At 60.4% G+C, this 22,038-nt stretch carries 20 protein-coding genes; 8 read left to right on the forward strand and 12 right to left on the reverse strand.

The window, feature by feature from the left end:
- Positions 1-319 precede the first annotated feature (319 nt).
- Entirely contained in the window at positions 320-1,642 is a 1,323-nt protein-coding gene (locus tag FEM54_RS03225) for an OprD family porin (RefSeq protein WP_138449481.1), read from the forward strand.
- A gap of 71 nt (positions 1,643-1,713) precedes the next feature.
- Here FEM54_RS03225 and FEM54_RS03230 read toward each other — a convergent pair whose 3' ends face one another.
- Entirely contained in the window at positions 1,714-2,508 is a 795-nt protein-coding gene (locus FEM54_RS03230; protein WP_138449483.1) for a hypothetical protein, read from the reverse strand.
- Positions 2,509-2,658: 150 nt separating this feature from the next.
- Here FEM54_RS03230 and FEM54_RS03235 point away from each other — a divergent pair, with 150 nt between their 5' ends.
- Positions 2,659-3,039, forward strand: coding sequence for a RidA family protein (locus FEM54_RS03235; protein WP_017135617.1), 381 nt, complete (start codon positions 2,659-2,661; stop codon positions 3,037-3,039).
- A 195-nt stretch (positions 3,040-3,234) separates the two neighbouring features.
- Positions 3,235-5,214, forward strand: coding sequence for a peptidase U32 family protein (locus FEM54_RS03240; protein WP_138449485.1), 1,980 nt, complete (start codon positions 3,235-3,237; stop codon positions 5,212-5,214).
- Here the strand turns inward: FEM54_RS03240 and FEM54_RS03245 are convergent.
- Positions 5,192-6,097 carry a DMT family transporter gene (locus tag FEM54_RS03245; RefSeq protein WP_138449487.1) on the reverse strand — a complete coding sequence of 302 codons (906 nt, stop codon included), beginning with the start codon at positions 6,095-6,097 and terminating at the stop codon, positions 5,192-5,194. The genes FEM54_RS03240 and FEM54_RS03245 overlap by 23 nt on opposite strands.
- Before the next feature lie 109 nt (positions 6,098-6,206).
- Here FEM54_RS03245 and FEM54_RS03250 point away from each other — a divergent pair, with 109 nt between their 5' ends.
- The 3 genes from FEM54_RS03250 to FEM54_RS03260 all read left to right on the forward strand — a co-directional run bounded on the left by FEM54_RS03250 (position 6,207) and on the right by FEM54_RS03260 (position 8,140).
- Positions 6,207-6,647, forward strand: a complete 441-nt coding sequence (locus tag FEM54_RS03250) for an Lrp/AsnC family transcriptional regulator (protein ID WP_099549775.1) — start codon at positions 6,207-6,209, stop codon at positions 6,645-6,647.
- Between the two features lie 101 nt (positions 6,648-6,748).
- Positions 6,749-7,606: an NmrA family NAD(P)-binding protein gene (locus FEM54_RS03255; RefSeq protein WP_099549776.1), complete on the forward strand. Its 858-nt coding sequence runs from the start codon at positions 6,749-6,751 to the stop codon at positions 7,604-7,606.
- A 225-nt stretch (positions 7,607-7,831) separates the two neighbouring features.
- Positions 7,832-8,140 carry a hypothetical protein gene (locus FEM54_RS03260; protein ID WP_138449488.1) on the forward strand — a complete coding sequence of 103 codons (309 nt, stop codon included), beginning with the start codon at positions 7,832-7,834 and terminating at the stop codon, positions 8,138-8,140.
- Between the two features lie 43 nt (positions 8,141-8,183).
- Here FEM54_RS03260 and xylB read toward each other — a convergent pair whose 3' ends face one another.
- From xylB to FEM54_RS03290, 6 genes are all read right to left on the reverse strand, one after another.
- Positions 8,184-9,644 carry a xylulokinase gene (gene xylB / locus FEM54_RS03265; protein ID WP_138449490.1) on the reverse strand — a complete coding sequence of 487 codons (1,461 nt, stop codon included), beginning with the start codon at positions 9,642-9,644 and terminating at the stop codon, positions 8,184-8,186.
- A gap of 7 nt (positions 9,645-9,651) precedes the next feature.
- The gene (locus tag FEM54_RS03270; protein WP_138449491.1) at positions 9,652-10,653 is read right to left on the reverse strand and encodes a LacI family DNA-binding transcriptional regulator; all 1,002 of its coding nucleotides are present in this window, start codon (positions 10,651-10,653) and stop codon (positions 9,652-9,654) included.
- Between the two features lie 18 nt (positions 10,654-10,671).
- Positions 10,672-11,604, reverse strand: coding sequence for an ABC transporter substrate-binding protein (locus tag FEM54_RS03275; RefSeq protein WP_138449492.1), 933 nt, complete (start codon positions 11,602-11,604; stop codon positions 10,672-10,674).
- A 33-nt stretch (positions 11,605-11,637) separates the two neighbouring features.
- A complete protein-coding gene (locus FEM54_RS03280; protein ID WP_017135608.1) occupies positions 11,638-12,615 on the reverse strand; it encodes an ABC transporter permease subunit in 978 nt (325 codons plus the stop codon).
- Positions 12,608-14,140 (reverse strand): sugar ABC transporter ATP-binding protein, encoded by a 1,533-nt coding sequence (locus tag FEM54_RS03285; protein ID WP_138449494.1) that lies wholly within the window; start codon positions 14,138-14,140, stop codon positions 12,608-12,610. Before FEM54_RS03285 ends, FEM54_RS03280 begins: the two co-directional genes overlap by 8 nt.
- Before the next feature lie 215 nt (positions 14,141-14,355).
- Entirely contained in the window at positions 14,356-14,850 is a 495-nt protein-coding gene (locus FEM54_RS03290) for a hypothetical protein (protein WP_138449495.1), read from the reverse strand.
- 171 nt (positions 14,851-15,021) lie between these two features.
- Here FEM54_RS03290 and FEM54_RS03295 point away from each other — a divergent pair, with 171 nt between their 5' ends.
- The gene (locus tag FEM54_RS03295; RefSeq protein ID WP_099549783.1) at positions 15,022-15,714 is read left to right on the forward strand and encodes an aspartate/glutamate racemase family protein; all 693 of its coding nucleotides are present in this window, start codon (positions 15,022-15,024) and stop codon (positions 15,712-15,714) included.
- On the opposite strand, the gene FEM54_RS03300 is transcribed toward FEM54_RS03295, so the two are convergent.
- The 3 genes from FEM54_RS03300 to FEM54_RS03310 form a co-directional block, all read right to left on the reverse strand.
- Positions 15,711-16,223, reverse strand: coding sequence for a GNAT family N-acetyltransferase (locus tag FEM54_RS03300; protein WP_017135604.1), 513 nt, complete (start codon positions 16,221-16,223; stop codon positions 15,711-15,713). The two genes, FEM54_RS03295 and FEM54_RS03300, sit on opposite strands and share 4 nt — an antisense overlap.
- A gap of 81 nt (positions 16,224-16,304) precedes the next feature.
- Positions 16,305-17,450: a glycerate kinase gene (locus tag FEM54_RS03305; protein ID WP_138449496.1), complete on the reverse strand. Its 1,146-nt coding sequence runs from the start codon at positions 17,448-17,450 to the stop codon at positions 16,305-16,307.
- 91 nt (positions 17,451-17,541) lie between these two features.
- Entirely contained in the window at positions 17,542-18,648 is a 1,107-nt protein-coding gene (locus FEM54_RS03310; RefSeq protein WP_138449498.1) for a sugar diacid recognition domain-containing protein, read from the reverse strand.
- A gap of 184 nt (positions 18,649-18,832) precedes the next feature.
- Here FEM54_RS03310 and FEM54_RS03315 point away from each other — a divergent pair, with 184 nt between their 5' ends.
- Positions 18,833-20,143 (forward strand): MFS transporter, encoded by a 1,311-nt coding sequence (locus tag FEM54_RS03315; protein WP_017135601.1) that lies wholly within the window; start codon positions 18,833-18,835, stop codon positions 20,141-20,143.
- A gap of 151 nt (positions 20,144-20,294) precedes the next feature.
- Here FEM54_RS03315 and FEM54_RS03320 read toward each other — a convergent pair.
- The coding region (locus FEM54_RS03320) for an ATP-dependent DNA helicase (RefSeq protein ID WP_138449499.1) at positions 20,295-22,038 on the reverse strand (1,744 nt) is incomplete at its 5' end.

Genomic DNA, 22,038 nt, shown 5'->3' on the forward strand with positions numbered 1-22,038 from the left:
TATTTATTGATATCAGCTTAAAAAATCCGCCGCAGAGCCTGCGGCGGCAAACCAAAGGTTTTGTCGAAGCAGAGCGGCTAAGACCCTGTCAACGCTACACCCATGAGACATTAAAAGAGGTGAAGTTTAATTAATCGAGTTTAATCCTCGGCACCGCTGCTGCCCTCGAAAAATATGATAAAAATCAGCTTCGACAACCACGTCGAGCACAATAAAAACAGCATTACGCTCACCTGAAACATCTGCCATACAACCTTAAGCGCAATCCAAGCATGCGGTGTTTCTGTGCACGCGTTAATTATTCCGGGGAACTAACAACATGATCAAACAGTGGAGCCTGTTAACGCTGGCGGTGTGCGCCAGTATCAGCCAAGCGGCCCTCGCCGAGTCAGTCAGCGACCAGGCCGATTCCAAAGGTTTTATCGACGGCAGCAGCATTACCGGGTTATTGCGCAACTATTACTTCGACCGCGACCGCCAAAGTGGCAAGGCCGACAACCGCGACTGGACCCAAGGCGCGATGCTCAACTACGCCTCGGGCTTTACCCAGGGCACCATCGGTTTTGGCGTGGATGCCTACGCCTACGGCGCGATGAAACTCGACGCCACCCACGCCGATGCCGGCACCGGTGAATTACCGACCAACCGCAATGGCGACCCGGAAAATGGCTATGGCTCAGTGGGCGCTGCGGTAAAGATCAAGGTTTCCAAAACCCAGCTTAAATTCGGTGACATGCAACCCACCGCGCCGGTATTCGCCACCGGCGGCACGCGCATTCTGCCGCAGACCGCCACCGGGTTTGACCTGACCAGCAGCGAAATCGCAGGCCTGGACCTGGAAGCCGGGCACTTCACCAGCACCAACAGCGGCATGACCAGCAACCATGACCACGATATCTACGCGACCTACGCCAACGTGGCGGCCAACAGCGCAAGTTTTGTCGGCGGCAAATACACCTTTACCCCATCGTTGAGCGCGACCCTGTATGCCGGTCAGCTGGAAGACATCTGGCGCCAGTACTACACCAACCTCAACTACGTGATCCCACTGGGGTATGACCAGTCACTCGCGCTGGACGGCAACCTGTACCGCACCCTCGACACCGGCAGCGCCAAGGCCGGGGCCATCAACAACACCACCTACTCGGTGGCGGCGGCCTACTCGTTCCTGGCGGCGCATACCCTGACGCTGTCGTTCCAGAAAGTCCACGGCGACACGCCGTTCGACTACATCGGCACCGGCAACAATGGCGCGGGCGAAGGCGGCGACTCGGTGTTCCTGGCCAACTCGATCCAGTGGGGCGACTTCAACGGGCCGGGCGAACAGTCGTGGGGCATCCGTTATGACCTGAACATGGCCAGTTACGGCGTACCGGGCCTGAGCTTCATGACCCGCTACGTCAACGGCTCGGACATCAATGGCACCCACACCCCGACCAACAGTGCCTACGCCGGCGACTATGGCGCCGACGGCGACCACCACGAGACCGATGTGGAGGCCAAATACGTGCTGCAAAGCGGCCCGGCGAAAAACCTGTCGTTTCGTGTGCGTGACGCCATGGTTTCATCCAACGCCGACCAACGCGACGGCAAGTTGAATGAGCTGCGGGTGATCGTCGACTATCCGTTTACTCTGTTGTAATCAACCCATTGCGCCGGCGAACTCATGCGGCTCGCCGGCGCACTGACACTCATATTCTTTTCAAGAAACCATCAGGGCATCACAACAAATCCACTGTATGCAGTGCAGGGTTGCATTTCGAAGTATGTATTTTTCGGGTTCATCGATGGCGCAGGCCCGTACAGAAACAGCTTTACCAGCTGATCGTTTGCAAAATGGGCAGCCGCAGGATGAGTGCTTTTGATAATTGCCCTGATGGGCTTGTTCTGTGTGTCGAACTTACGTCGTGTCACGAAACACGTCACGTTACTCAGCACTGAGGTTTTCGCCTCAATGTAACTAATGAGTTGATGACATCCCAATGACTGAATACTTCTTTGGGTGTTGTTCACTTGAGCGAAGGCGTTGAAGTAAGTCAATGGCTGGCCTGCGACTGAAAGCGGGGCTTGCTGACGCTGACTCGGGGTCATTAAAGACCATGCTTCCACTACTTCAGCCAGGGTGCCGGGGTACACAACTGGTTTGACCTTTACCTTTGAAACCAGTGACTGCATCTGTATATCCGTCGGTTTAGTGCCCTTCCTTTTCAATTTAAACATGCCCAGATGACTAGGGATGAACGGCGGTGGCACGTAGGCAGGTCGCGGGGTAGACGTACCAGACGCGTTAGCATTTGTAGAGGAAGCCTTTGCGTTTATGCAGCGTTGCAAGTGGGATTGGGGCGCTTTGAAAAAAAAGTTATCCAGTATCGACTTTGCCCCGACTACTCGAACAAAACATTCCGGGCAAAAGTAAAAGAAGCCTTTGGAATAATGATGGGCAAATTTCGCCGATACATTTTCTTCCGAGTCCCAGCACACTGCCGTTGTCATCAATTCAACTGTCATTCGATGTCCTTATCGCTTCTACAGGGGTATTTAAGCCGCCAGTGTAACTGTCGAGCAGGTTATCAGGTATTGAAGATCGCTGGCGTGACCTCCGATGCCCGCCTGTTTAGACTGTGCGCCCCTATTGATTTAATTTTTTACGAGAGCCCCATGGCCAACCACGACCTGTCCTTCACCCCCGACCCGGATGCCGACTCCATCTCCAGCGACGTCATCGGCTTCAATGGCATCCTGGTTTCCACCCAAATCCCGACGCACGCCGACGGCAGCCTGGAACTGGGCGATATCACCCTGCAAAGCGAATGCACCCTGCAAGCGCTGAAGGTCGCGCTGGAGAAAGCCGGTAGCTCCATGGACCGGGTGATGCACCTGACCATCTACCTCACCGACATGGCTGACCGCGCGGCATTCAACGAAGTCTACAAACGCTTTTTCGCCAAGCCCTGGCCCGTTCGTGCCGCCGTCGGCGTGGCTGCCTTGGCGGTAGAAGGCATGCGCGTGGAAGTCACCGCGATGGCCGCCAAGGCCTGAATTCCAAGCCACAACACCCATCCACTGTGGGAGCTGGCTTGCCTGCGATGGCATCACCTCGGTGTGCCTGATGGACCGAGTTGCCCACATCGCAAGCAAGCTGGCTACCACATGACAGCCCTGCGGTAGATGCCGGTCAGGCATTTCACAGCTACAATGCGCGCCTCAACCGTGACAAGCCTGACTAAAAAAACTATGTCCTTGCCCAAGCACCACCTGGAATTGCTCAGCCCTGCCCGTGATGTCGCCATTGCGCGCGAGGCTATCTTGCATGGCGCCGACGCCATCTACATTGGCGGCCCAAGCTTCGGTGCACGCCATAATGCGTGCAACGAGGTGAGCGATATCGCTCAACTGGTGGAATTCGCCCGCCGTTACCACGCCCGCGTGTTCACCACCATCAACACTATCCTGCATGACAACGAGCTGGAGCCTGCGCGCAAGCTGATCCATCAGCTCTACGACGCCGGTGTCGATGCCTTGATCGTGCAAGACCTGGGCGTGATGGAGCTGGATATTCCGCCCATCGAGCTGCATGCCAGCACCCAGACCGATATCCGTACCCTGGCCCGCGCCAAGTTTCTCGACCAGGCCGGTTTCTCGCAGTTGGGATTGGCCCGTGAGCTGAACCTGCAAGAGATCCGCGCCATCGCCGACGAGACCGATGCCGCCATCGAGTTCTTCATTCACGGTGCGCTGTGTGTGGCGTTCTCCGGGCAGTGCAATATCTCCCACGCGCAAAATGGCCGCAGCGCCAACCGTGGCGACTGCTCCCAGGCCTGCCGCCTGCCGTACACCTTGAAAGATGACCAGGGCCGCGTCGTGGCCTTTGAAAAGCACCTGCTGTCGATGAAAGACAATAACCAGAGCGCCAACATCCGCGCCCTGGTCGAAGCCGGCGTGCGTTCGTTCAAGATCGAAGGTCGCTACAAGGACATGGGCTATGTGAAGAACATCACCGCCTATTACCGCCAGCGCCTTGATGATGTGCTCGAAGACCGCACGGACCTGGCCCGTGCCTCCAGCGGCCGTACCGCGCACTTCTTCCTGCCCGACCCGGAAAAAACCTTCCACCGTGGCAGCACCGACTATTTCGTCAGCGACCGCAAGATCGACATCGGCGCCTTCGACACCCCAACCTTTACCGGCCTGCCGGTGGGTGTGGTGGAAAAAGCCGGCAAGCGCGACTTGCAGGTGGTCACCCATGAGCCGCTGTCCAATGGCGACGGCCTCAATGTGCTGATCAAGCGTGAAGTGGTGGGCTTCCGTGCCAACATCGCCGAAGCCAAGGGCGAGTTCGAGGAAGACGGCCAGAAGCGCTATCGCTACCGCGTCGAGCCAAATGAAATGCCGGCCGGCCTGCATCAACTGCGCCCGAACCATCCGCTGAACCGCAACCTCGACCATAACTGGCAACAAGCACTGCTCAAAACCTCCGCCGAGCGCCGCATCGGCCTGACCTGGGTGGCACGCCTGCGTGAAGACCAGCTTGAAGTCACCGCCACCAGCGAAGAAGGCATCAGCGCCAGCGTCACCCTGCCCGGCCCGTTTGGCGTGGCCAACAAGCCGGAACAGGCGCTCGATACCCTGCGCGACCTGCTTGGCCAACTCGGCACCACCGAATACCACGCCACGCAAATCGAGCTGGATGCGCCGCAGGCGTTCTTCATCCCCAACTCGCAGCTCAAGGCCTTGCGCCGTGAAGTGATCGAAGCACTGACTGCCGCACGCGTTGCCGCGCACCCGCGTGGCGGGCGCAAAGCTGAAACCTCACCGCCGCCGGTCTACCCGGAAGCGCACTTGTCGTTCCTGGCCAACGTCTACAACCAGAAGGCCCGTGATTTTTATCACCGTCACGGCGTCAAGCTGATCGACGCGGCCTTCGAAGCCCACGAAGAAACCGGCGAGGTGCCGGTGATGATCACCAAGCACTGCCTGCGTTTCTCCTTCAACCTGTGCCCTAAACAGGCCAAGGGTGTGACCGGCGTGAAAACCAAGGTGGCACCGATGCAGTTGATTCACGGCGACGAAGTGCTGACCCTCAAGTTCGACTGCAAGCCATGCGAGATGCACGTGGTGGGCAAGATCAAGGGGCATATCCTTGGGCTGCCGCAGCCGGGCAGTAAGGTGGAGCATTTCAACCCGGAAAACATCATCTTTCAGGGCACGCACTAGCCCTTGGGGCGCGGGGCCACCACCAGCCCCGCTGCAACCCCGCTGCCGCCAGCAGGATTGCGGCCACGCCCAGCCATTGCAGCCAGCCCAGGCGATGGCCGAACGCAATCCAGTCAACAAAAATCGCCGCAATCGGATAGATAAACGACAGTGCCCCGGTGATGGCGGTGGGCAGTTTCTGGATCGCGCCGTACAACAACACGTACATCAAACCGGTGTGTACCACCCCAAGCGTCACCAGTGCAGCCCACGCATTGGTTGACACCGGCAGGCTGTTCCAGGGCACCAGCGGCGCGAGTAACAGTGCGCCGGTTGTCACCTGGATCAACGCCATCAAATGCGGCGGCACTTCCTTCAGGCGCTTGATGATCAGCGCGGCAATCGCATACAAAAATGCCGCCCCCAAGGCCAGCGCAATACCCGCAAGGTAAGCCTCGCCACCGCTTTGCTGCTCACCATGGGCGGTGACAATCGCCAACATGCCGAGGAACGCGACGCTCAACCACGCCATTTTCTGCACGGTGATTTTCTCACCGAGAAATACCGCGGCCAGCATCACCAACATAAACGGCTGCACGTTGTAGACCGCCGTGCTGATTGCAATTGAGGCGTGGGAATAGGATTCGAACAACAGCAACCAATTGCCGACGATGGCCACGCCACTGAGCATCGCCAAGCCGAACTTGGCCCAGGTGAGCAATTCAAGCCGCAGATAACCCAGCAGAGCGCAGACCAGCAACAAGGCCAGCGCGCCGATCACGCAGCGCCAGAACACCACCTCGATCACCGATACACCAGAGACCAATACAAACCAGCCGATGGTGCCCGAAATCAGCATGGCGGCGACCATTTCCCACGACCCGCGACGGATAGATGTGTCCACGATGAAAGCTCCTCAAGTGAGGCGCAATTATGGCAATCTGCTGGTCAGCGGCTCCAGCGACTAAAAAAGGCAAAACCCTTTATTCACCTTTTGTTATTAGGCAGGCAGCATGATTGACACCATCGACCAGCAACTGATCAGCGCCTTGATGGACGACTCGCGCCTGTCGCTCAAGGCCTTGGCGGGCATTACCGGGCTGTCATCGCCCAGTGTCGGCGAGCGCTTGCGACGCCTTGAAGAGCGCGGCGTGCTCACCCACTACACGGTTGATATTGACCCCAAACACTTCGGCTACCTGCTGCAAGCCATCGTGCGTATCCGCCCCCTGCCCGGCAAGTTGCAGGAGGTGGAGCGCCAGATCCAGGCAATCCCCGAGTTCACCGAGTGCGACAAGGTCACCGGCGACGACTGCTTTATCGCACGCTTGCATGTGCGCACCATGGACCAGCTCGACAGCCTGCTCGACCGCCTTAACGTGTATGCCGAAACCAACACGGCCATCGTCAAGAAAACCCCGGTAAAACGCCGTTTGCCGCCTCTCGCCGATTAGTGATTTTGCGTCATTAAAGCAGTGACGCAATCGCTATTCTGTCATCACTGGCCGATCTTTATGCTGGGCTCCACTCAATGGAAACCACAGGTATAAAGCTCATGTATGTGATTACGGGTATTACCGGCAAAGTCGGCGGCGCACTCGCGCGTAACCTCATCAAAGCTGGCCAGCCGGTGCGCGCGGTGATTCGCGATGCGGGCAAAGCAGCTTTTTGGGCCGATCAAGGTTGCGAAGTAGTGTTTGCGCAGATGGACGACGCACAGGCATTAACCGAAGCGTTCATGGGCGCAACCGGCGTGTTTATCCTGCCGCCTCCCGGGTTTGATCCGCAGCCGGGTTTTCCCGAAGCCCGTGCGGTGATTGCCGCAGTCAGCCAGGCGTTGCAGGCAGCTGCGCCGAACAAGGTGCTGTGCCTCTCGACCATCGGCGCCCAGGCTACTGAGGTCAACTTGCTGACCCAGCGTACCCTGATGGAACAGGCCCTGAGCGCACTGGACATTCCGGTGACCTTCCTGCGTCCCGCGTGGTTTATGGAAAATGCGGCGTACGACCTGATTACTGCGCGGGAAACCGGCGTGATCCACAGCTTTCTGCAACCTCTGGACAAGTCGGTGCCGATGATCGCCACGGCGGATATCGGCACCCTCGCCGCGCAGTTGCTGCAACAGGCGTGGGCCGGCCATCAGGTGGTTGAACTGGAAGGCCAGTGGGTCAGCCCCAACGACATCGCCCAAGGCTTGTCACAGGTGCTCGGCCGCGACGTGCACGCTGAAGGGGTGGCGCGTGACACCTGGGAAGCATTGTTGCGCGCCCAGGGCGCTCAGAACCCTCTGCCACGTATGCGCATGGTCGATGGATTCAATGAAGGCTGGATCTGTTTTGAGCATGAGCAGGTGCTTAAGGGGGAAACATCGTTGCTGACGGTGCTGCGTGAGTTAGCCGATACAATCGTCTGAAACAGCGACGCTTATTGCCTTTGAATATAAAAAACTGTCAATTTTCACAGGTGCTCAGCTGAGTACGACTTGTTAGCGTTGTGCATCACTGGAGAGAATCCAATGCTCATAACTACGCTAAGGATGCGAGCTTTGAAGCACAAGTGCTCAAATCTGGCGGGCCTATGCTGGTGTATTACTCAACGATAGCCACAATGATCTATAACGCTGCAGAGGACGATCAACATGTCAAATCCTATCAACGGTTTTTACGACAGCGGTGTCAATGATGAATACACCTTGGAAATCGACTACTTTCGCGAGAAGGACGGCTATTTCAGTGGCTATTTTAGTGATCGGACCTTGGGGGAAAAGCAAAACGTGAATGGGCACTATCATTTTTATAGCGACGGCAGGCAGGAGACTGTACTTGAATTTTCAAGTAACGCCGGTTCCTGGAGGTTGGAGGCGGACTTCGTTAATGGCGAACCCTCTTTTACTGAGTGGAGTGCAATGTTGAGCGATGTGCAAAAAAGAAATTTTTATCGACGTTAATATCGGGGGCAACAAAGGAGTGCGTAACTACGAGACTCTTGAATCAAACGTTCAAAAATTTTGCAGCATCCAAGAGCCCCCTGAATTTACAGTGCCGAGCCTCTAACAGTTTCTGTTGCAGAGGGTTCGGCAAATACCTCGCCTTGACCGGCATCCCCGCCGTAAGCAAATCCGCGCCCTGCCCAATCGCCATAAACCCCAGCTTCGCCGCCCCCACAGACGCGCTCAATTCACTGCCGTGCAGCGTGAAGATCTCCCGCTGGAGGATATTGGCCAGCAACTGCGCCCAATACGCACTCCGTGCCCCGCCGCCGACCAAGGCGCAGGCCGTCACGTCGGCACCGGTCGATTGCACCGCACGCAGCGCATCGAGCAAGCCGAAACCTACGCCTTCCATCACCGCATAACCGAGCATCGCCGGGGTGCAGTCATGCCCCAGGTTCATAAACCCACCGCGCAATAACGGGTCGTTGTGCGGCGTGCGTTCACCGGCCAGGTACGGCAGAAACAACGGCGTCGACAGCGGCACCGGCTGCTCGATGGGCAACTGCGCCTGCACCTGATCCAGCAATGTTTGTTCATCCGGCTGGCCGGTCAAGCGCGCCACCCAGCGCAAGCAACTGGCCCCGGCGAGCATGGCGCCCATGGTGTACCAGCGGTTGGGCAAGGCGTGGCAGAAACTGTGCACGGCACTGGCCGGGTTGCCGGCGGCGTGGTCGGTGATGGCGACGATGGCCGCGCTGGTGCCCAAGGTAATAAAGCCGTCACCGGCATTGACCGCACCGATGCCGACCGCCGCCACCGGGTTATCGCCACCACCACCGGCAATCACCACCTCGGGCGACAGGCCCAACCCGCTTACATTCAGTACACCGCTCGCCGCACCGCCCTCCACCAGCCGGGGCATGTGTGCCAACGTCAGGCCGGTGGCGTGGAGCATCGGCGCAAACCATTCGCGCTGCGCGACGTCCAGCCACAGGGTGCCGGCGGCATCCGACATATCGCTGATGCGCTCGCCTGTCAGGCGTAACCGCAGGTAATCCTTGGGCGACAGCACACACTCAATCGCCTTGAATACCTCGGGTTCATGCTGTTGCAGCCACAGCAGTTTGGGCGCCGTCAGCCCGGCCATTGGCAGGCTGCCGGTGGGTTCGGCAAACCCGCTGCCCAGTTGCGCGGCCTGGGCCACCGCGCGCGCGTCATCCCACAGGATGGCCGGGTACAGCACGCGATCATCCTTGCCCAGCAATACCGCGCCATGCATCTGCCCGGACAGGCCGATGCACGCCACACGGGCAAACGCCGCATGCTCGCGCAGCTGCGCCAGCGCTTGCAAACAGGCTTGCCACCAGTCTTCGGGGGCCTGTTCGGACCAGCCGCTGTGGCGCCGTGAAACGCCAAGGCGCACACCGACGTGGGCCAGCACGCTGCCGTCGACGTCCATCAAAATCGCCTTGAGCTCTGACGTGCCGAGGTCTATGCCGAGGGAAACAGGGTTGCGCATACGTAGATTATTCCACTTCAATACAGCCACAAGAGTCACGCCGTTGCAGGCTCGGCGCCAGGCGCACGCTTTGGGTGGGTGCGCCGGGCGTGGCCATGCGTTGCAGCAGCATATGCACCGCGCGGGCGCCCAGTTCCTTGACCGGCTGGGCGATCAGGGTCAGGCGTGGCACGAAGAAATCCGCCCAGTCAAAATCATCAAAGCCCACCAGGCCCATCTGGCCGGGCACCTCAATGCGTGCCTCACGCAGGGCGTGCATGGCGCCCAGCGTCATCAGGTTATTGCCGGCCATGATTGCCGTGGGTGGCACCGGTAACGCCAACAACTGCGCGGTTGCTTGTCGCGCAGGCTCGCTGTTGGAACCGCCGTTGACCAGTAACTGTGGGTCGAACACCAGCCCCGCTGCCTGTAACGCCGCACGATAACCGGCCACGCGTTCATCGGTAGTGCTCAGCCCTTCGCGCCCGGCAATAAAGCCGATGCGCCGGTGCCCATGTTCAATCAAGTGTGCGACCAGCGCCTGGGTGGACTGGGTGTTCTCCACCCCAACCTGATCAAACTGCTCGCTCATCATGCGGTCCACCAGCACCGTCGGCATCTCGTTGGCCTGCAGATATTCCAACGCGCTGGAGCCGGTCGACGGCGCCAATAAAATCCCGTCGACCCGCCGGTGATGCAGCGCCGTGACCACCCGCAATTCCTGCTCCGGGTCGTCGTGCGGGTCGGCAAACAGCATCATGTAGCCGTGGCGCACGCACTCGGTTTCAATCGCTTGCACGGTTTCGCTGAAGTAATGGTTGGACAGCGCCGAGATCGCCACGCCAATGGTATTGGTGCTCGAACGCGCCAGCGAGCGCGCCAGGGTATTGGGGATATAGCCCAACGCCTGGATCGCACGCTGCACCGCCTGCACCGTGGCCGGGCTGACCTTGCGAGTGCCGTTCAACACGTGGGACACGGTCGAGGTGGACACCCCGGCCCGGCTTGCCACGTCATCCATGGTGACCACAACGCTTTCCCCTTTAACTCAATGTTTACTCGACCAGCCGCTGTACGTCGCAACGTTGTCGCGGGTGATCAGTTTTGGCGTGAGCAGGGTAACCGCTTCGGCCGGGGCTTTGTCATTGAGAATGTCATTGCCGACGTTGACGGCAGTCTGGGCCATGGCCCAAGGGTCCTGGCTGGCAGAGGCCTGGATTTGGGTGTCGGTCTTCAGCGCGTTTTCGATATCCGGCGCACCGTCCACCGAAGTAATAATGATGCCGCTGCGCTTGAGCTGTTTGGCCGCCAGGTCGCTGCCGATGGCTTGTGGGTCATTGATCGCGAACAAGCCGTCGATTTTCGGGAAACGCGTGAGGTAACCCTGCATCACATTCAAGCCACCTTCGCGTGAGCCTTTGCCGTCCTGGTCATCGGACAGCACCTTGATGTCCGGTGCACCGGCCAATGCCGCTTTGCAGCCTTTGACGCGGTCGGTCACGGCGGTCACTTGCGGGCCGTTCTGGATAATCACATTGCCCTTGCCCGCCAGCTTGTCCACCAGGAACTGGCAGGCCAACTTGCCGGCTTCGACGTTGTCAGTTTGTACCGTGGCGTTTACGCCTTTGGCGTCCACATCCACCGCCACTACCACAATGCCGGCATCCCTGGCTTTCTTGATGGCCGAGGCCATGGCCGATGGGTCGACGGCATTAAGCAGGATCAGGTCAACCTTGGATGAGATGAAGTTGTCGATCTGGGAAAACTGCTTGCTCAAGTCATAGTCGGCCGACACCGAGGTGACCTTCACAGCAGGGTTCAGCTCTTTGGCCCGCGCAGTGGCGCCGTCGGCCAGGGTCACGAAATACGGGTTGCCGAGCGAGCCCATGCTGATGCCCAGGGCTTTGAGTTCGCGGGCTTCGACGCCATGGGACAGCAGGGCAGCCAAGGCCATAACGGGAAAGATACGTTTGAAGTTCATACCGGTCTCTCTTGTGATTGTTGTTGAGGTGAATCAGGTTCGTGCGCCGGACTGGCGATAGCGATCCAGCGCTACCGCGCCGATGATCACGATGCCCTTGATGATGTACTGCCAGATATCCGATACCCCCAGCAGCACCAGGCCGTTGGTGAGTACCGCGATAATCAGTGCGCCGATCAGCGTGCCGCCGATAGTGCCCACGCCGCCGGTAAAACTGGTGCCACCCAGGATCACCGCCGCAATCGCATCCAGCTCATAGGATTGCCCCAGTTGCAGGCCGTTGGCGGCGAACAGCCGCGAGGCGCTCATCACGGCGCCAAGCCCAGCCAGCGCGCCGGACATGGCATACACAAACAGCAGCACTTTCCACACCTTGATGCCCGACAGCCGCGCCGCCTCCGGGTTGCCGCCCACCGAATAGATCTGCACGCCCATCACGGTGCGGCGCAATATGAACCAGGACAGCAGCACCACAGCCACGGCGATGATCACCAGCCACGGCACGCCGAGCACGGAGTCATTGCCGATAAACGCAAACGGCAGGTCGGGGTTGAACACGGTCTTGTCATCGGCCAATAACCGCGCCAGGCCACGCATGGCGGTCAGCGCACCCAGGGTGACGATAAACGGCGGCAGCCGCATGAAAGCGATCAGCCCGCCGTTGACCAAGCCCAGCAACAGGCCAAAACCAATGCCCGCCGCAATCCCGAACATGCCGAACTGCGGCGACATCGATGCCTGCAAGGCCACCACTGCAGACGCCGCCAGAATCGCGCCCACCGACAGGTCAATACCCGCCGTCAGGATCACAAAGGTCATGCCCGCCGCCAACACCACATTCACCGAAGCTTGCTGGGTGATGATCGACAGGTTCTGCACCGTGAGGAAGTTTTCGCTGGCCAGGGCAAAGCCCACCAGCAGCAAGACCAGCACGGGCAGCATGCCGACGGTGCGCATCAGCTCACGCACGCGTTCGGCCTTGCCGGTTGTTGCAATCATTGAATCAGCCATGGGCAGCCACCTGATCGCCACCAGTGGCGAGGTCGATAATTCGTTCCTGGGAAATGACGTGGCCCGAAGCCCCGCCGACTTCGGCCACTAACTGGCCTTCGCGCATGATCAGCACACGGTCGCAGGTGCCGATGATTTCCGGCAGCTCGCTGGAGATCACCACAATGCCCACACCGGCCAGCGCCAGTTGATTGATGATGCGGTAGATCTCGGACTTGGAGCCGATGTCCACGCCGCGAGTCGGCTCGTCGAGGATCAGCACATGCGGCTTGACCTCCAGCAGCCGCGCCAACAGCACCTTTTGTTGATTGCCGCCGGACAGTGCGCCGACATTGACCTTGCCCGACGCCACGCGAATCGACAGTGACTTGATCGCATCATTGGCACGTTGCGCCGCGTGCCCACGGTCCAGCACGCCACCGGCATGCGCATCCGGCACACAGGCGCACACGTTGATGTTGTCGGCCACGCTCATGTCCAGGAACAGGCCTTGAGCCTTGCGGTCTTCGGTGAGGTAGACGACACCTGCGCGAATCGCATCCGCCGGGTTTCGCAGTTGGGTGACGGTCTTGCCGACCACTTCCAGGGTGCCGCAGGTGCGCGGGTCGGCGCCGAAGATCAGCCGTGCCAGTTCCGTGCGCCCTGCCCCGACCAGCCCGGCAATGCCCAGCACTTCACCGGCATGCAGGTCGAAACTGCACTGGCGCACGCGTTTGCCGTCGGCCATGTCGCGCACACGCATCACCACGTTGCCGGGGTTGTACGCGGCGTGTTCCTTCTTGTAGAAGCCTGACAGATCGCGGCCGACCATCATCTTCACCAGCACTTCGGCCGACAGCGCATCGCGGGTCAGTTCGCCGATGTACTGGCCGTCGCGCAGCACCGACACCCGGTCCGACAGCTCGTAGATCTCGGCCATGCGGTGGCTGATATAGATGATCGCCAGACCCTGGCTGCGCAGTTGTTTGATCAAGGCAAACAGGCGGTCGGTTTCGCGCGATGACAGCGGCGTGGTCGGCTCGTCCATCACCAGAATGCGTGCGTGGGCATGCAGGGCGCGGGCGATTTCAACCAATTGGCGCTCGGCAATCGACAGGTTGCTGACGGGCGTGGCGGGTTTGAACTCGGCGCCCAGGCGTTGCAACACTTCGATGCAACCTTCCTGCATACCTTTGCGGTCGATGGTCCAGCCACGCCGCAGTTCGCGGCCCAGGTAGATGTTCTCGGCCACGCTGAGGTTTGGGCACAGGCTCAGTTCCTGGTAGATCACGGCGATGCCGAGGGTCTTGGCAGTGGCGGGGTCGAAGGTGGCGACGGGCTGGCCGTCGATGCGGATTTCGCCGCCGGGGTCGGCCTGGTAAGCGCCGGAAAGGATTTTCATCAAGGTTGACTTACCGGCGCCGTTCTCACCCATCAAGGCGTGGATTTCACCGGGGTAAACCTTCAGGCCGACATTCTTGAGCACGCGCAAACCATTAAAGGTTTTGCTGATGCCCTGCATCTCAAGCAAGGGTTCAAGGCTCATGGATGAGCTCCTGGATTTATTATTTTTGTAATCGAGTGTTGCCGACTCTATGCCAGATACATTTCCGTACGCAAGCGCTTGCGCGTGCATTTTTTTGTTTGATTAAACGTTTCATCAAGCGCAAAACGAAGAAATTCGCCCTGCGCGCCCGAAAATGATTACCCGATCACGCCGACGCTCCACGCCCACATTTGACCGGGTCGAGCCAATAGCCTTCAGCCGCGCTCACGCGGGATCAGGCTCTGCAGTTGCGTGGCCAGGAAGTTGGCATCGAAGGCAAAGGTGTCCGGGTCTTTCAAACCATTGGTTTTCTTCCACAGCCAATCGTTTTTATCGGCCGGCAACACCAGCGACACACTGCCGTGCCGAGCAGCGGTAAGGCCCATCACCGACACCGATATCAAACCACCGGCCCCCATCACTTCCGGGACAAACTCCACTGGCTTGCCGGTGATATGCACGGTGAGTTTTTCGGTCTTGAAGGTCGAACTCTCGGCCGGCAGGCCCGGGCCGCTGGCGACGTAGGCTTCACGCTGAACCTCGAGCAAACCAACGCGCTTGACCGGCTCCAGCCACTGTTCGACCTGCCCGAACAACTCACCGAGCTTTTGTGCCCAGCGCGCTGACTGCAGGTCAAATTGCTGTTTTTTATGCGCTTCGCTGTCGGCGTAATGACGAAGCATCTCGCCCAGTTGCTGTACATCGTCCATTGCCATTTTCCTTGGGTTAACCAGGTTGCGAGCGGTGATCATGGCAGATGCGGCGGCTGACCGTTTGATTAACGCCTGCGCAACTGCACCGGTGATTTCGCCGGCAACTACGTATGACTAATCCGTGGCCTGTGGGTAAGGTGAGGCAACATTTCTGTTCCGGAGCATCGCATGCGCACCATCGGCCTTATCGGCGGCATGAGCTGGGAGTCCAGCGCCGAGTATTACCGCATCATCAACCAGCGGGTGCGCGACCAGCTCGGGCCGCTGCGCTCGGCGCAACTGTTGATGTACAGCGTGGACTTCGGTCCGGTGGAACAAGCCCAGCACGCCGGGCGCTGGGATGACACCGCGCTGATCCTCGAAGACGCCGCGCGCCGCCTGCAAGCGGGTGGCGCCGACTGTGTGGTGCTGTGTACCAACACCATGCATTTGGTGGCGCCGCGTATCGAGGCGGCCGTATCGATTCCGTTCCTGCATATTGCCGATGCAGCGGGAGCGGCAGCGGTCGAAGCCGGCACCCTGACGGTCGGCCTGCTGGGCACCGCGTTCACCATGGAGCAGGACTTTCTCAAGGCCCGCCTGGCCGCGCAGGGCTTGACCGTACTCGTGCCCGACGCGCACGAGCGCGAGGCCGTGCACCGGATCATTTATGAGGAGTTGTGTGTCGGGGTGATCAGCGAGGCTTCGCGCCAGGTTTATCAACGCGTGATCGAGTCATTGGCGGCACAGGGTGCCCAGGCGATCATTCTTGGCTGTACGGAAATCGGCCTGCTGATCAAGCCACAACACAGTCACCTGCCGTTGCTGGACACCACCGAGCTGCATGCGCAGGCTGCGGTGGCGTTTGCACTGGCGGATTAGGCCGATTGGCGCAGGCGCGCCATGCTGACGGTGTCGACAAACTTGCCATCACGCAAAGCGTAATCGCGCAACAGGCCTTCGACTTCGAAGCCGAACTTTCGGTACAGGCCTTGCGCGGCTTGATTGTCGGCGTACACCGTGAGTTCCACGCGGTGCAGGTTCATCCAGTTGTCCGCCACGTCCAGCGCGGCTGCCAACAACCTGGAACCCACACCCTTGCCCTGCCAGGCCGTGGCCACGCCCATGCCGAACGAGCCGACATGGCTGCGCCGCACCCGCAGGGTCTGCTCCAGGCCAAGCTGGCCGATGACCTCGCCGCCATGCACCGCCACCAGCTGTAGCCGCCGCTCATTATCCAACGCCAGCTTGTTGCGCCAGGCCTCCACCGATTGGTAAGGCATTTGCAGCACCTGACGGCACACGGCCGGTTCGTTATAGAGCGCAGCGACGCCTTCGAGGTGGGCTTCGGTAAAGCGCTGGATCACGATATGGGGTTCAGGTGTGTGCATTGCGTTTCATCCTATGAAAGACAAGTGGCCGGCCAGTGTAGGCGGCAAGGTTGCATGCTGGCTAGGGTGGGAGCTGGCTTGTTAACTGCGCTGGCTGAACGCTGTGCGCCATACCCGCGCTATGTCCGCCGCGCGCTCGCGCAACAGACGCGGCGCCTCGCTGCACGCCTGTTCCAGGCTCATCGGGCCTGATGGCAAGGCGAAGGCGGCGTCCACACCATGGGCATACATCTGCTCATAGCCTTCGCCCAAGGTGCCGGCAATCACGATGACCGGCACGCCATGACGTTGAGCAATCCGTGCCACACCAAAAGGCGTTTTGCCACGCAAGGTCTGGGCGTCGAAGCGGCCTTCGCCAGTGATGACCAGGTCCGCACCACGCACGGCCGAGTCCAGGCCGACCAGCTCGGCGACCACCTCCACGCCCGCACGAAACTGCGCGCCGAGAAAGGCCTTGGCGGCAAACCCCAAACCGCCTGCCGCGCCGCTGCCCGGTTCATCGCGCACGTCTTTGGGCAGCACCTGGGCGCAGTGATCGGCAAAGTGCCCAAGCGCCGCGTCAAGCTGTTCGACTTGCCGTGGGTTGGCGCCTTTTTGTGGGCCGAAAATGGCAGAGGCGCCCTGCGGCCCGCACAGTGGATTGTTGACGTCGGCCGCGATTTCAAAACGCACCTGGGCCAAACGTGGGTCCAGGTGTTCCAGGCTGATCCGCGCCAGGCCTGCGAGAGCCAACCCGCCCGGTGCAAGTGCCTGGCCTTGGGCGTCAAGCAGCTGCACGCCAAGCGCCTGCATCGCGCCCGCGCCGCCGTCGTTGGTGGCGCTGCCGCCAATCGCCAGGATGATGCGCTGCGCACCGGCATCCAGGGCGGCGCGGATCAGCTCGCCGGTGCCGAATGTGCTGCTGATGCAAGCATCACGCTGGCCCGTCGGTACACGTTGCAAGCCACTGGCTTCGGCCATTTCGATCATCGCGGTATGGCTGTCGGCAAGCCAGCCCCAGCGTGCCTCCACCGCCTCGCCCAGTGGCCCGCTCACCGTTTCGCGACGCAGCTCGCCATGGCAGGCGGCGAGAACCGAGTCCACCGTGCCTTCACCGCCGTCGGCCATCGGGCACTGGACTACCTGTGCATCCGGCCACACCTGCGCGAGGCCGTCGGCAATCGCCTGGGCTACGCCTTCGGCACTCAGGCTGTCCTTGAATGAGTCGGGGGCGATGATGATTTTCATGGGCTTTCTCCGGTTTTTATAACGCCCATGCTGCCAGTTGCCATCGGCAATGACGCCGGTCCGATGCACAAGTGCGGGAGAGGTTTGTTGTTCATTGCGACAAAGCCTGGGGCAATAGCTGCACGCCAAGGTACAGCGCGAGCATGCCGTCAAGGGTCAGCGGGTCGACGCCGCTGAGTTCGGCAATGCGTTCCATGCGGTAACGCAGGCTGTTGCGATGAATGCCCAGGGCGTCGGCACAGGCCTGGCTTTGGCCATCGTGTTCACACCAACTGCGCAAAGTAGCCAACAGCTGGCCGTTGGTGTCCCTGGCCAGGACTTTGCGCAAGGGGTTGAGCAGTTCGTCCAAGGCATCGTCGTTGCGATGACGCCAAAGCATCACCGGCAGGCGGTAGCGATTGAGGGTCAACAGCTTCGATTGCGGCAGGATATCGCGACCATAGGCCAGCAAATCCCCCACACGCCGGTAACAACGACGCAGCCCGGCGAGGCCATCGGCCTGCCCGCCGACGGCGACCCGCAAGATATTCCAGCCCAGCCCCTGAAGCTTTTCCAGCAGTCTTGGGTTATCCACTTGAGCCAACGCAGGCCGGCACCACAACAACGAGAATTGTGCGGAACTCACGCACCAGCTATCCGGGTAACGGCTGGTCAGCCAGGCACTTAATGCCTCCGCCGATTGCCCTGCGCCCAACTCGAACAGGTAGGGCGTGCGGGCCAGCTGAGGCTTGAGCCCCAACTGCTGGGCTTCATCCACCAGGCGCGGCGAGTTACCGCTGTCGGCCAGCAGCAAGGCCAGCAGGTCATCACAGCGTTGGCGCCGCCATTGCTGCTCGGCTTGCTGATGGCGATGGCTCACCAGCATTTCGGCGGTCATGCGCACCAGTTGCGCGTAGGTGCGCAGCAACGCCGGCTCGCCGGTAATGCCCAGCACGCCGATCAGGCGCTGGTCGTGCATCAACGGCAAGTTGATACCGGGCTGCACGCCCTTCAGGTGTTTGGCGGTCTGGCCGTCGATCTCCACTACGCGACCATTGGCCAGCACTAACTGCGCGCCTTCATGGCGAGTGTTGATTCGCTCCGGCTCGCCACTGCCCAGAATCAGCCCCTGGCTGTCCATGACGTTGACGTTATAGGGCAGGATCGCCATGGTGCGATTGACGATATCCTGCGCCAGGTCATGATCGAGCTCGAACATGAGGCTAAGTTCCTTGAAAGGCGCGGTTGTTCATGGGGTGTTCATGCTGTTGTTCAGAGGCACAGCGCAAAGCCTGCTTGACTGTGCGCGGGCACAAAGACAGCACCCAGCAAGGTGGCCGAGACTCTTTGGGCGATCAACGTTACCCTCGCATCGCGAAAAATCATAATAAAGAGAGACTGCCATGTCACAGAGCGCCGCTGCCACACTGGCCACCGATGACGATAAAAACGCCATCTACAAGCGCATTACCCTGCGCCTGATCCCCTTCATTTTTATCTGCTACTTGTTCAACTACCTGGACCGGGTGAACGTTGGCTTTGCCAAGTTGCAGATGCTCGATGCGTTGAAATTCAGCGAGACCGTGTACGGCCTGGGGGCCGGGATCTTCTTTATCGGCTACGTGCTGTGTGGTGTACCGAGCAACCTGGCGCTGACCAGGTTCGGCCCTCGACGCTGGATTGCACTGATGATGATCGTCTGGGGCACGCTTTCCACCTGCCTGCTGTTCGTCACCACTCCCAGCCACTTCTACGGCTTGCGCCTGTTGACCGGTGCCGCAGAAGCCGGGTTCTTCCCCGGCGTGGTGCTGTACCTCTCGCAGTGGTTCCCGACCTTTCGCCGTGGGCGGATCATGGCGTTGTTCATGTCGGCAATTCCGGTGTCCGGCCTGCTGGGCAGCCCATTTTCCGGCTGGATCCTCAACCACTTCGCCGCCGGCCAAGGCGGCCTTGCGGGCTGGCAGTGGATGTTCCTGCTGCAAGGCATTCCCACGGTGATCCTGGGCGCCCTCGCCTACTTCCTGCTCAGCGACAGCTTTGCCAACGCCAAGTGGCTCACGCCCCATGAACGTGCAGTGCTGGAAGCCGATCAGGCGACGGACTTGGCCAACAAACCGAAAACCACCACCGATTCGCTCGGCGAAGTGTTCAAGAACCCGGCGATCTGGGCGTTCGGCCTGATCTACTTCTGTATCCAGAGCGGCGTGTATGCCATCAACTTCTGGCTGCCATCCATCATCAAGAACCTGGGCTTCAGCGATAACCTGGTGATTGGCTGGCTGAGTGCGATTCCGTACCTGCTGGCCGCCGTGTTCATGCTGTTGGTGGGCCGCTCCGCCGACTTGCGCAAGGAACGTCGCTGGCACTTGGTGGTGCCGATGTTGATGGGTGCGATTGGCTTGGTGATTGCGGTGAACTTCGCCACCACCCCGGCGCTTGCGATTCTCGGCCTGACCATCGCCACCATGGGTGCCCTTACCGGCCTGCCGATGTTCTGGCCGGTACCCACTGCCCTGCTCAGCGCGGGTGCGGCGGCTGGCGGCCTGGCGCTGATCAACTCCATGGGGCAGATGGCAGGGTTCTTGAGCCCGTATATCGTCGGCTTTGTGAAGGATGCCACCGGGTCCACGGACATGGCGCTGTACCTGCTGGCGGCGGTGATTGTGGCCGGCAGTGTGTTGGCGTTGCGCATGACCCGCACCTTGAAGGTATAACGCGGTCTCTTTGAGGGCTGGCTTGCCTGTGATGCGCGTGGGTATCTAGGTAAGTCTTGGCCTCGGCTGGGCTGCTCTATCGCAAGAGTGGCAGGCGTAACCGTTATTGGGGTGATGGCGCAACTCTACGCCGCGGTTACCCCAATACCAGTTATGCACCTCGCCCAACCGCCCACCAGCGCGGCAACAACTGCCGCACACGGGCCTCGCCAAAGCGGTCATCGATCAACATCACCACGCCTTGGTCCTGCTGGCTGCGGATCACCCGTCCCGCCGCCTGTACGACCTTCTGGATACCCGGATACAAATAGGTGTAGTCATAGCCCGCGCCGAAAATCGCGCCCATGCGCGCTTTCATTTGCTCGTTGACCGGGTTCAGTTGCGGCAAGCCCAGTGTGGCGATAAAAGCGCCGATCAAGCGCGTGCCGGGCAAATCGATGCCTTCGCCAAACGCGCCGCCCAGCACGGCAAAGCCAATGCCCCGGCTGTGCTGGGTGAACTGGTCCAGAAACCCTTGGCGTTCGGCTTCGGCCATGCCGCGTGACTGCAGCCACAGCACAATCTGCGGGTGCCGCTCGGCCATCAACTGCGCCACTTGTTGCAGGTAATCAAAACTTGAGAAAAACGCCAGGTAGTTGCCCGGTTGCGTGGCAAATTGCTCGGCAATCAGCTCGACAATCGGCGCCAAGGAGGCTTGGCGATGCACAAAACGCGTGGAGATCGCATCGACGATGCGCACCTGCAGTTGCTCGGCCTGGAACGGTGATTCCACATCGACCCACGCAGTATCGGCAGGCAGTCCGAGCAAGTCGGCGTAATAGTGGCGCGGGCTCAGGGTGGCGGAGAACAGCACGCTGCTGCGGGCGGCGGTCAGCCTGGGGCGGATGAATTCGGCGGGCACCACGTTGCGCAGGCACAGGGTCGAGGCGCTGCGCTTGCCGAACTGGCGCTGGCTGATATCGAAGATGAAGTGTTCATTGAACAGCTCCGCCACCTTGGCAAACTGCAACGCCTCGAAATAGAAGGTTTGCAGGTCGCCGCTGAGGGCCTCGGGGTGGTCGTTGAAGTAATCGCCCATGGCGCTGGTGCACAGGCTTAAGGCCTGCAACAGCTTGTCGGGTTTGCTGGCGTAGGCCTGGTACGGTGCGACTTGGCCCTTGTGCACGGCGTTCCATTCGCGGTTCAGGCGCTGCAACGGTTTTTTCAACGGCTCAGGGGCGCTGTCGCGCAGGGTCTTGAGGCTGTACTGATCAAGGCTGGCGCTGTACATCGAGCGGGCGCGCTCCACCAGGTTATGGGCTTCGTCCACCAGCACGGCGGCGCGCCATTGGTTCAACTGGGCCAGGCCGAACAGCATGGCGCCGAAGTCGAAATAGTAGTTGTAGTCGGCGACCACCAGGTCGGCCCAGCGCACCATTTCCTGGCTCAGGTAATACGGGCAGACGTCATGGGCCAACGCCACCTCGCGCAGGTTGCGCTGGTCCAACAGGCGCACCTTGGACGCCGCCACGCGTGCCGCCGGCAAGCGATCATAAAAGCCCTTGGCCAACGGGCAGGAATCACCGTGACAGGCTTTGTCCAGGTGCTCGCAGGCCTTGTCACGCGCCACCAGTTCGAGCACGCGCAGCGGCAAATCGGGGCTGCTGGTGTAGAGCACGTGCGCGGCGTCGAGGGCCAACTTGCGCCCGGGTGTCTTGGCGGTCAGGAAAAACACCTTGTCCAGCTGCTGCGGCGCCAACGCCTTGAGCAGCGGGAAGATCGTGCCGACGGTCTTGCCAATGCCGGTAGGCGCCTGGGCCATCAGGCAGCGGCCGGTGCTGACGGCCTTGTAGACCGACTCGGCCAACGCACGCTGGCCGGTGCGAAACTGCGCAGGGGGAAACGCCAGCGCCTGC

The organism is Pseudomonas edaphica, from assembly GCF_005863185.1.
GTDB lineage: Bacteria > Pseudomonadota > Gammaproteobacteria > Pseudomonadales > Pseudomonadaceae > Aquipseudomonas > Aquipseudomonas edaphica.

Bases quoted from the DNA above. Each gene is read 5' to 3' on its own strand.
- FEM54_RS03225 (WP_138449481.1), top strand. From the start codon at position 320: ATGATCAAACAGTGGAGCCTGTTAACGCTGGCGGTGTGCGCCAGTATC.
- FEM54_RS03230 (WP_138449483.1), bottom strand. From the start codon at position 2,508: ATGACAGTTGAATTGATGACAACGGCAGTGTGCTGGGACTCGGAAGAA.
- FEM54_RS03255 (WP_099549776.1), top strand. From the start codon at position 6,749: ATGTATGTGATTACGGGTATTACCGGCAAAGTCGGCGGCGCACTCGCG.
- FEM54_RS03235 (WP_017135617.1), top strand. From the start codon at position 2,659: ATGGCCAACCACGACCTGTCCTTCACCCCCGACCCGGATGCCGACTCC.
- FEM54_RS03250 (WP_099549775.1), top strand. From the start codon at position 6,207: ATGATTGACACCATCGACCAGCAACTGATCAGCGCCTTGATGGACGAC.
- FEM54_RS03295 (WP_099549783.1), top strand. From the start codon at position 15,022: ATGCGCACCATCGGCCTTATCGGCGGCATGAGCTGGGAGTCCAGCGCC.
- FEM54_RS03310 (WP_138449498.1), bottom strand. From the start codon at position 18,648: ATGTTCGAGCTCGATCATGACCTGGCGCAGGATATCGTCAATCGCACC.
- xylB (WP_138449490.1), bottom strand. From the start codon at position 9,644: ATGCGCAACCCTGTTTCCCTCGGCATAGACCTCGGCACGTCAGAGCTC.
- FEM54_RS03300 (WP_017135604.1), bottom strand. From the start codon at position 16,223: ATGCACACACCTGAACCCCATATCGTGATCCAGCGCTTTACCGAAGCC.
- FEM54_RS03315 (WP_017135601.1), top strand. From the start codon at position 18,833: ATGTCACAGAGCGCCGCTGCCACACTGGCCACCGATGACGATAAAAAC.
- FEM54_RS03305 (WP_138449496.1), bottom strand. From the start codon at position 17,450: ATGAAAATCATCATCGCCCCCGACTCATTCAAGGACAGCCTGAGTGCC.
- FEM54_RS03290 (WP_138449495.1), bottom strand. From the start codon at position 14,850: ATGGACGATGTACAGCAACTGGGCGAGATGCTTCGTCATTACGCCGAC.
- FEM54_RS03280 (WP_017135608.1), bottom strand. From the start codon at position 12,615: ATGGCTGATTCAATGATTGCAACAACCGGCAAGGCCGAACGCGTGCGT.
- FEM54_RS03275 (WP_138449492.1), bottom strand. From the start codon at position 11,604: ATGAACTTCAAACGTATCTTTCCCGTTATGGCCTTGGCTGCCCTGCTG.
- FEM54_RS03240 (WP_138449485.1), top strand. From the start codon at position 3,235: ATGTCCTTGCCCAAGCACCACCTGGAATTGCTCAGCCCTGCCCGTGAT.
- FEM54_RS03285 (WP_138449494.1), bottom strand. From the start codon at position 14,140: ATGAGCCTTGAACCCTTGCTTGAGATGCAGGGCATCAGCAAAACCTTT.
- FEM54_RS03260 (WP_138449488.1), top strand. From the start codon at position 7,832: ATGTCAAATCCTATCAACGGTTTTTACGACAGCGGTGTCAATGATGAA.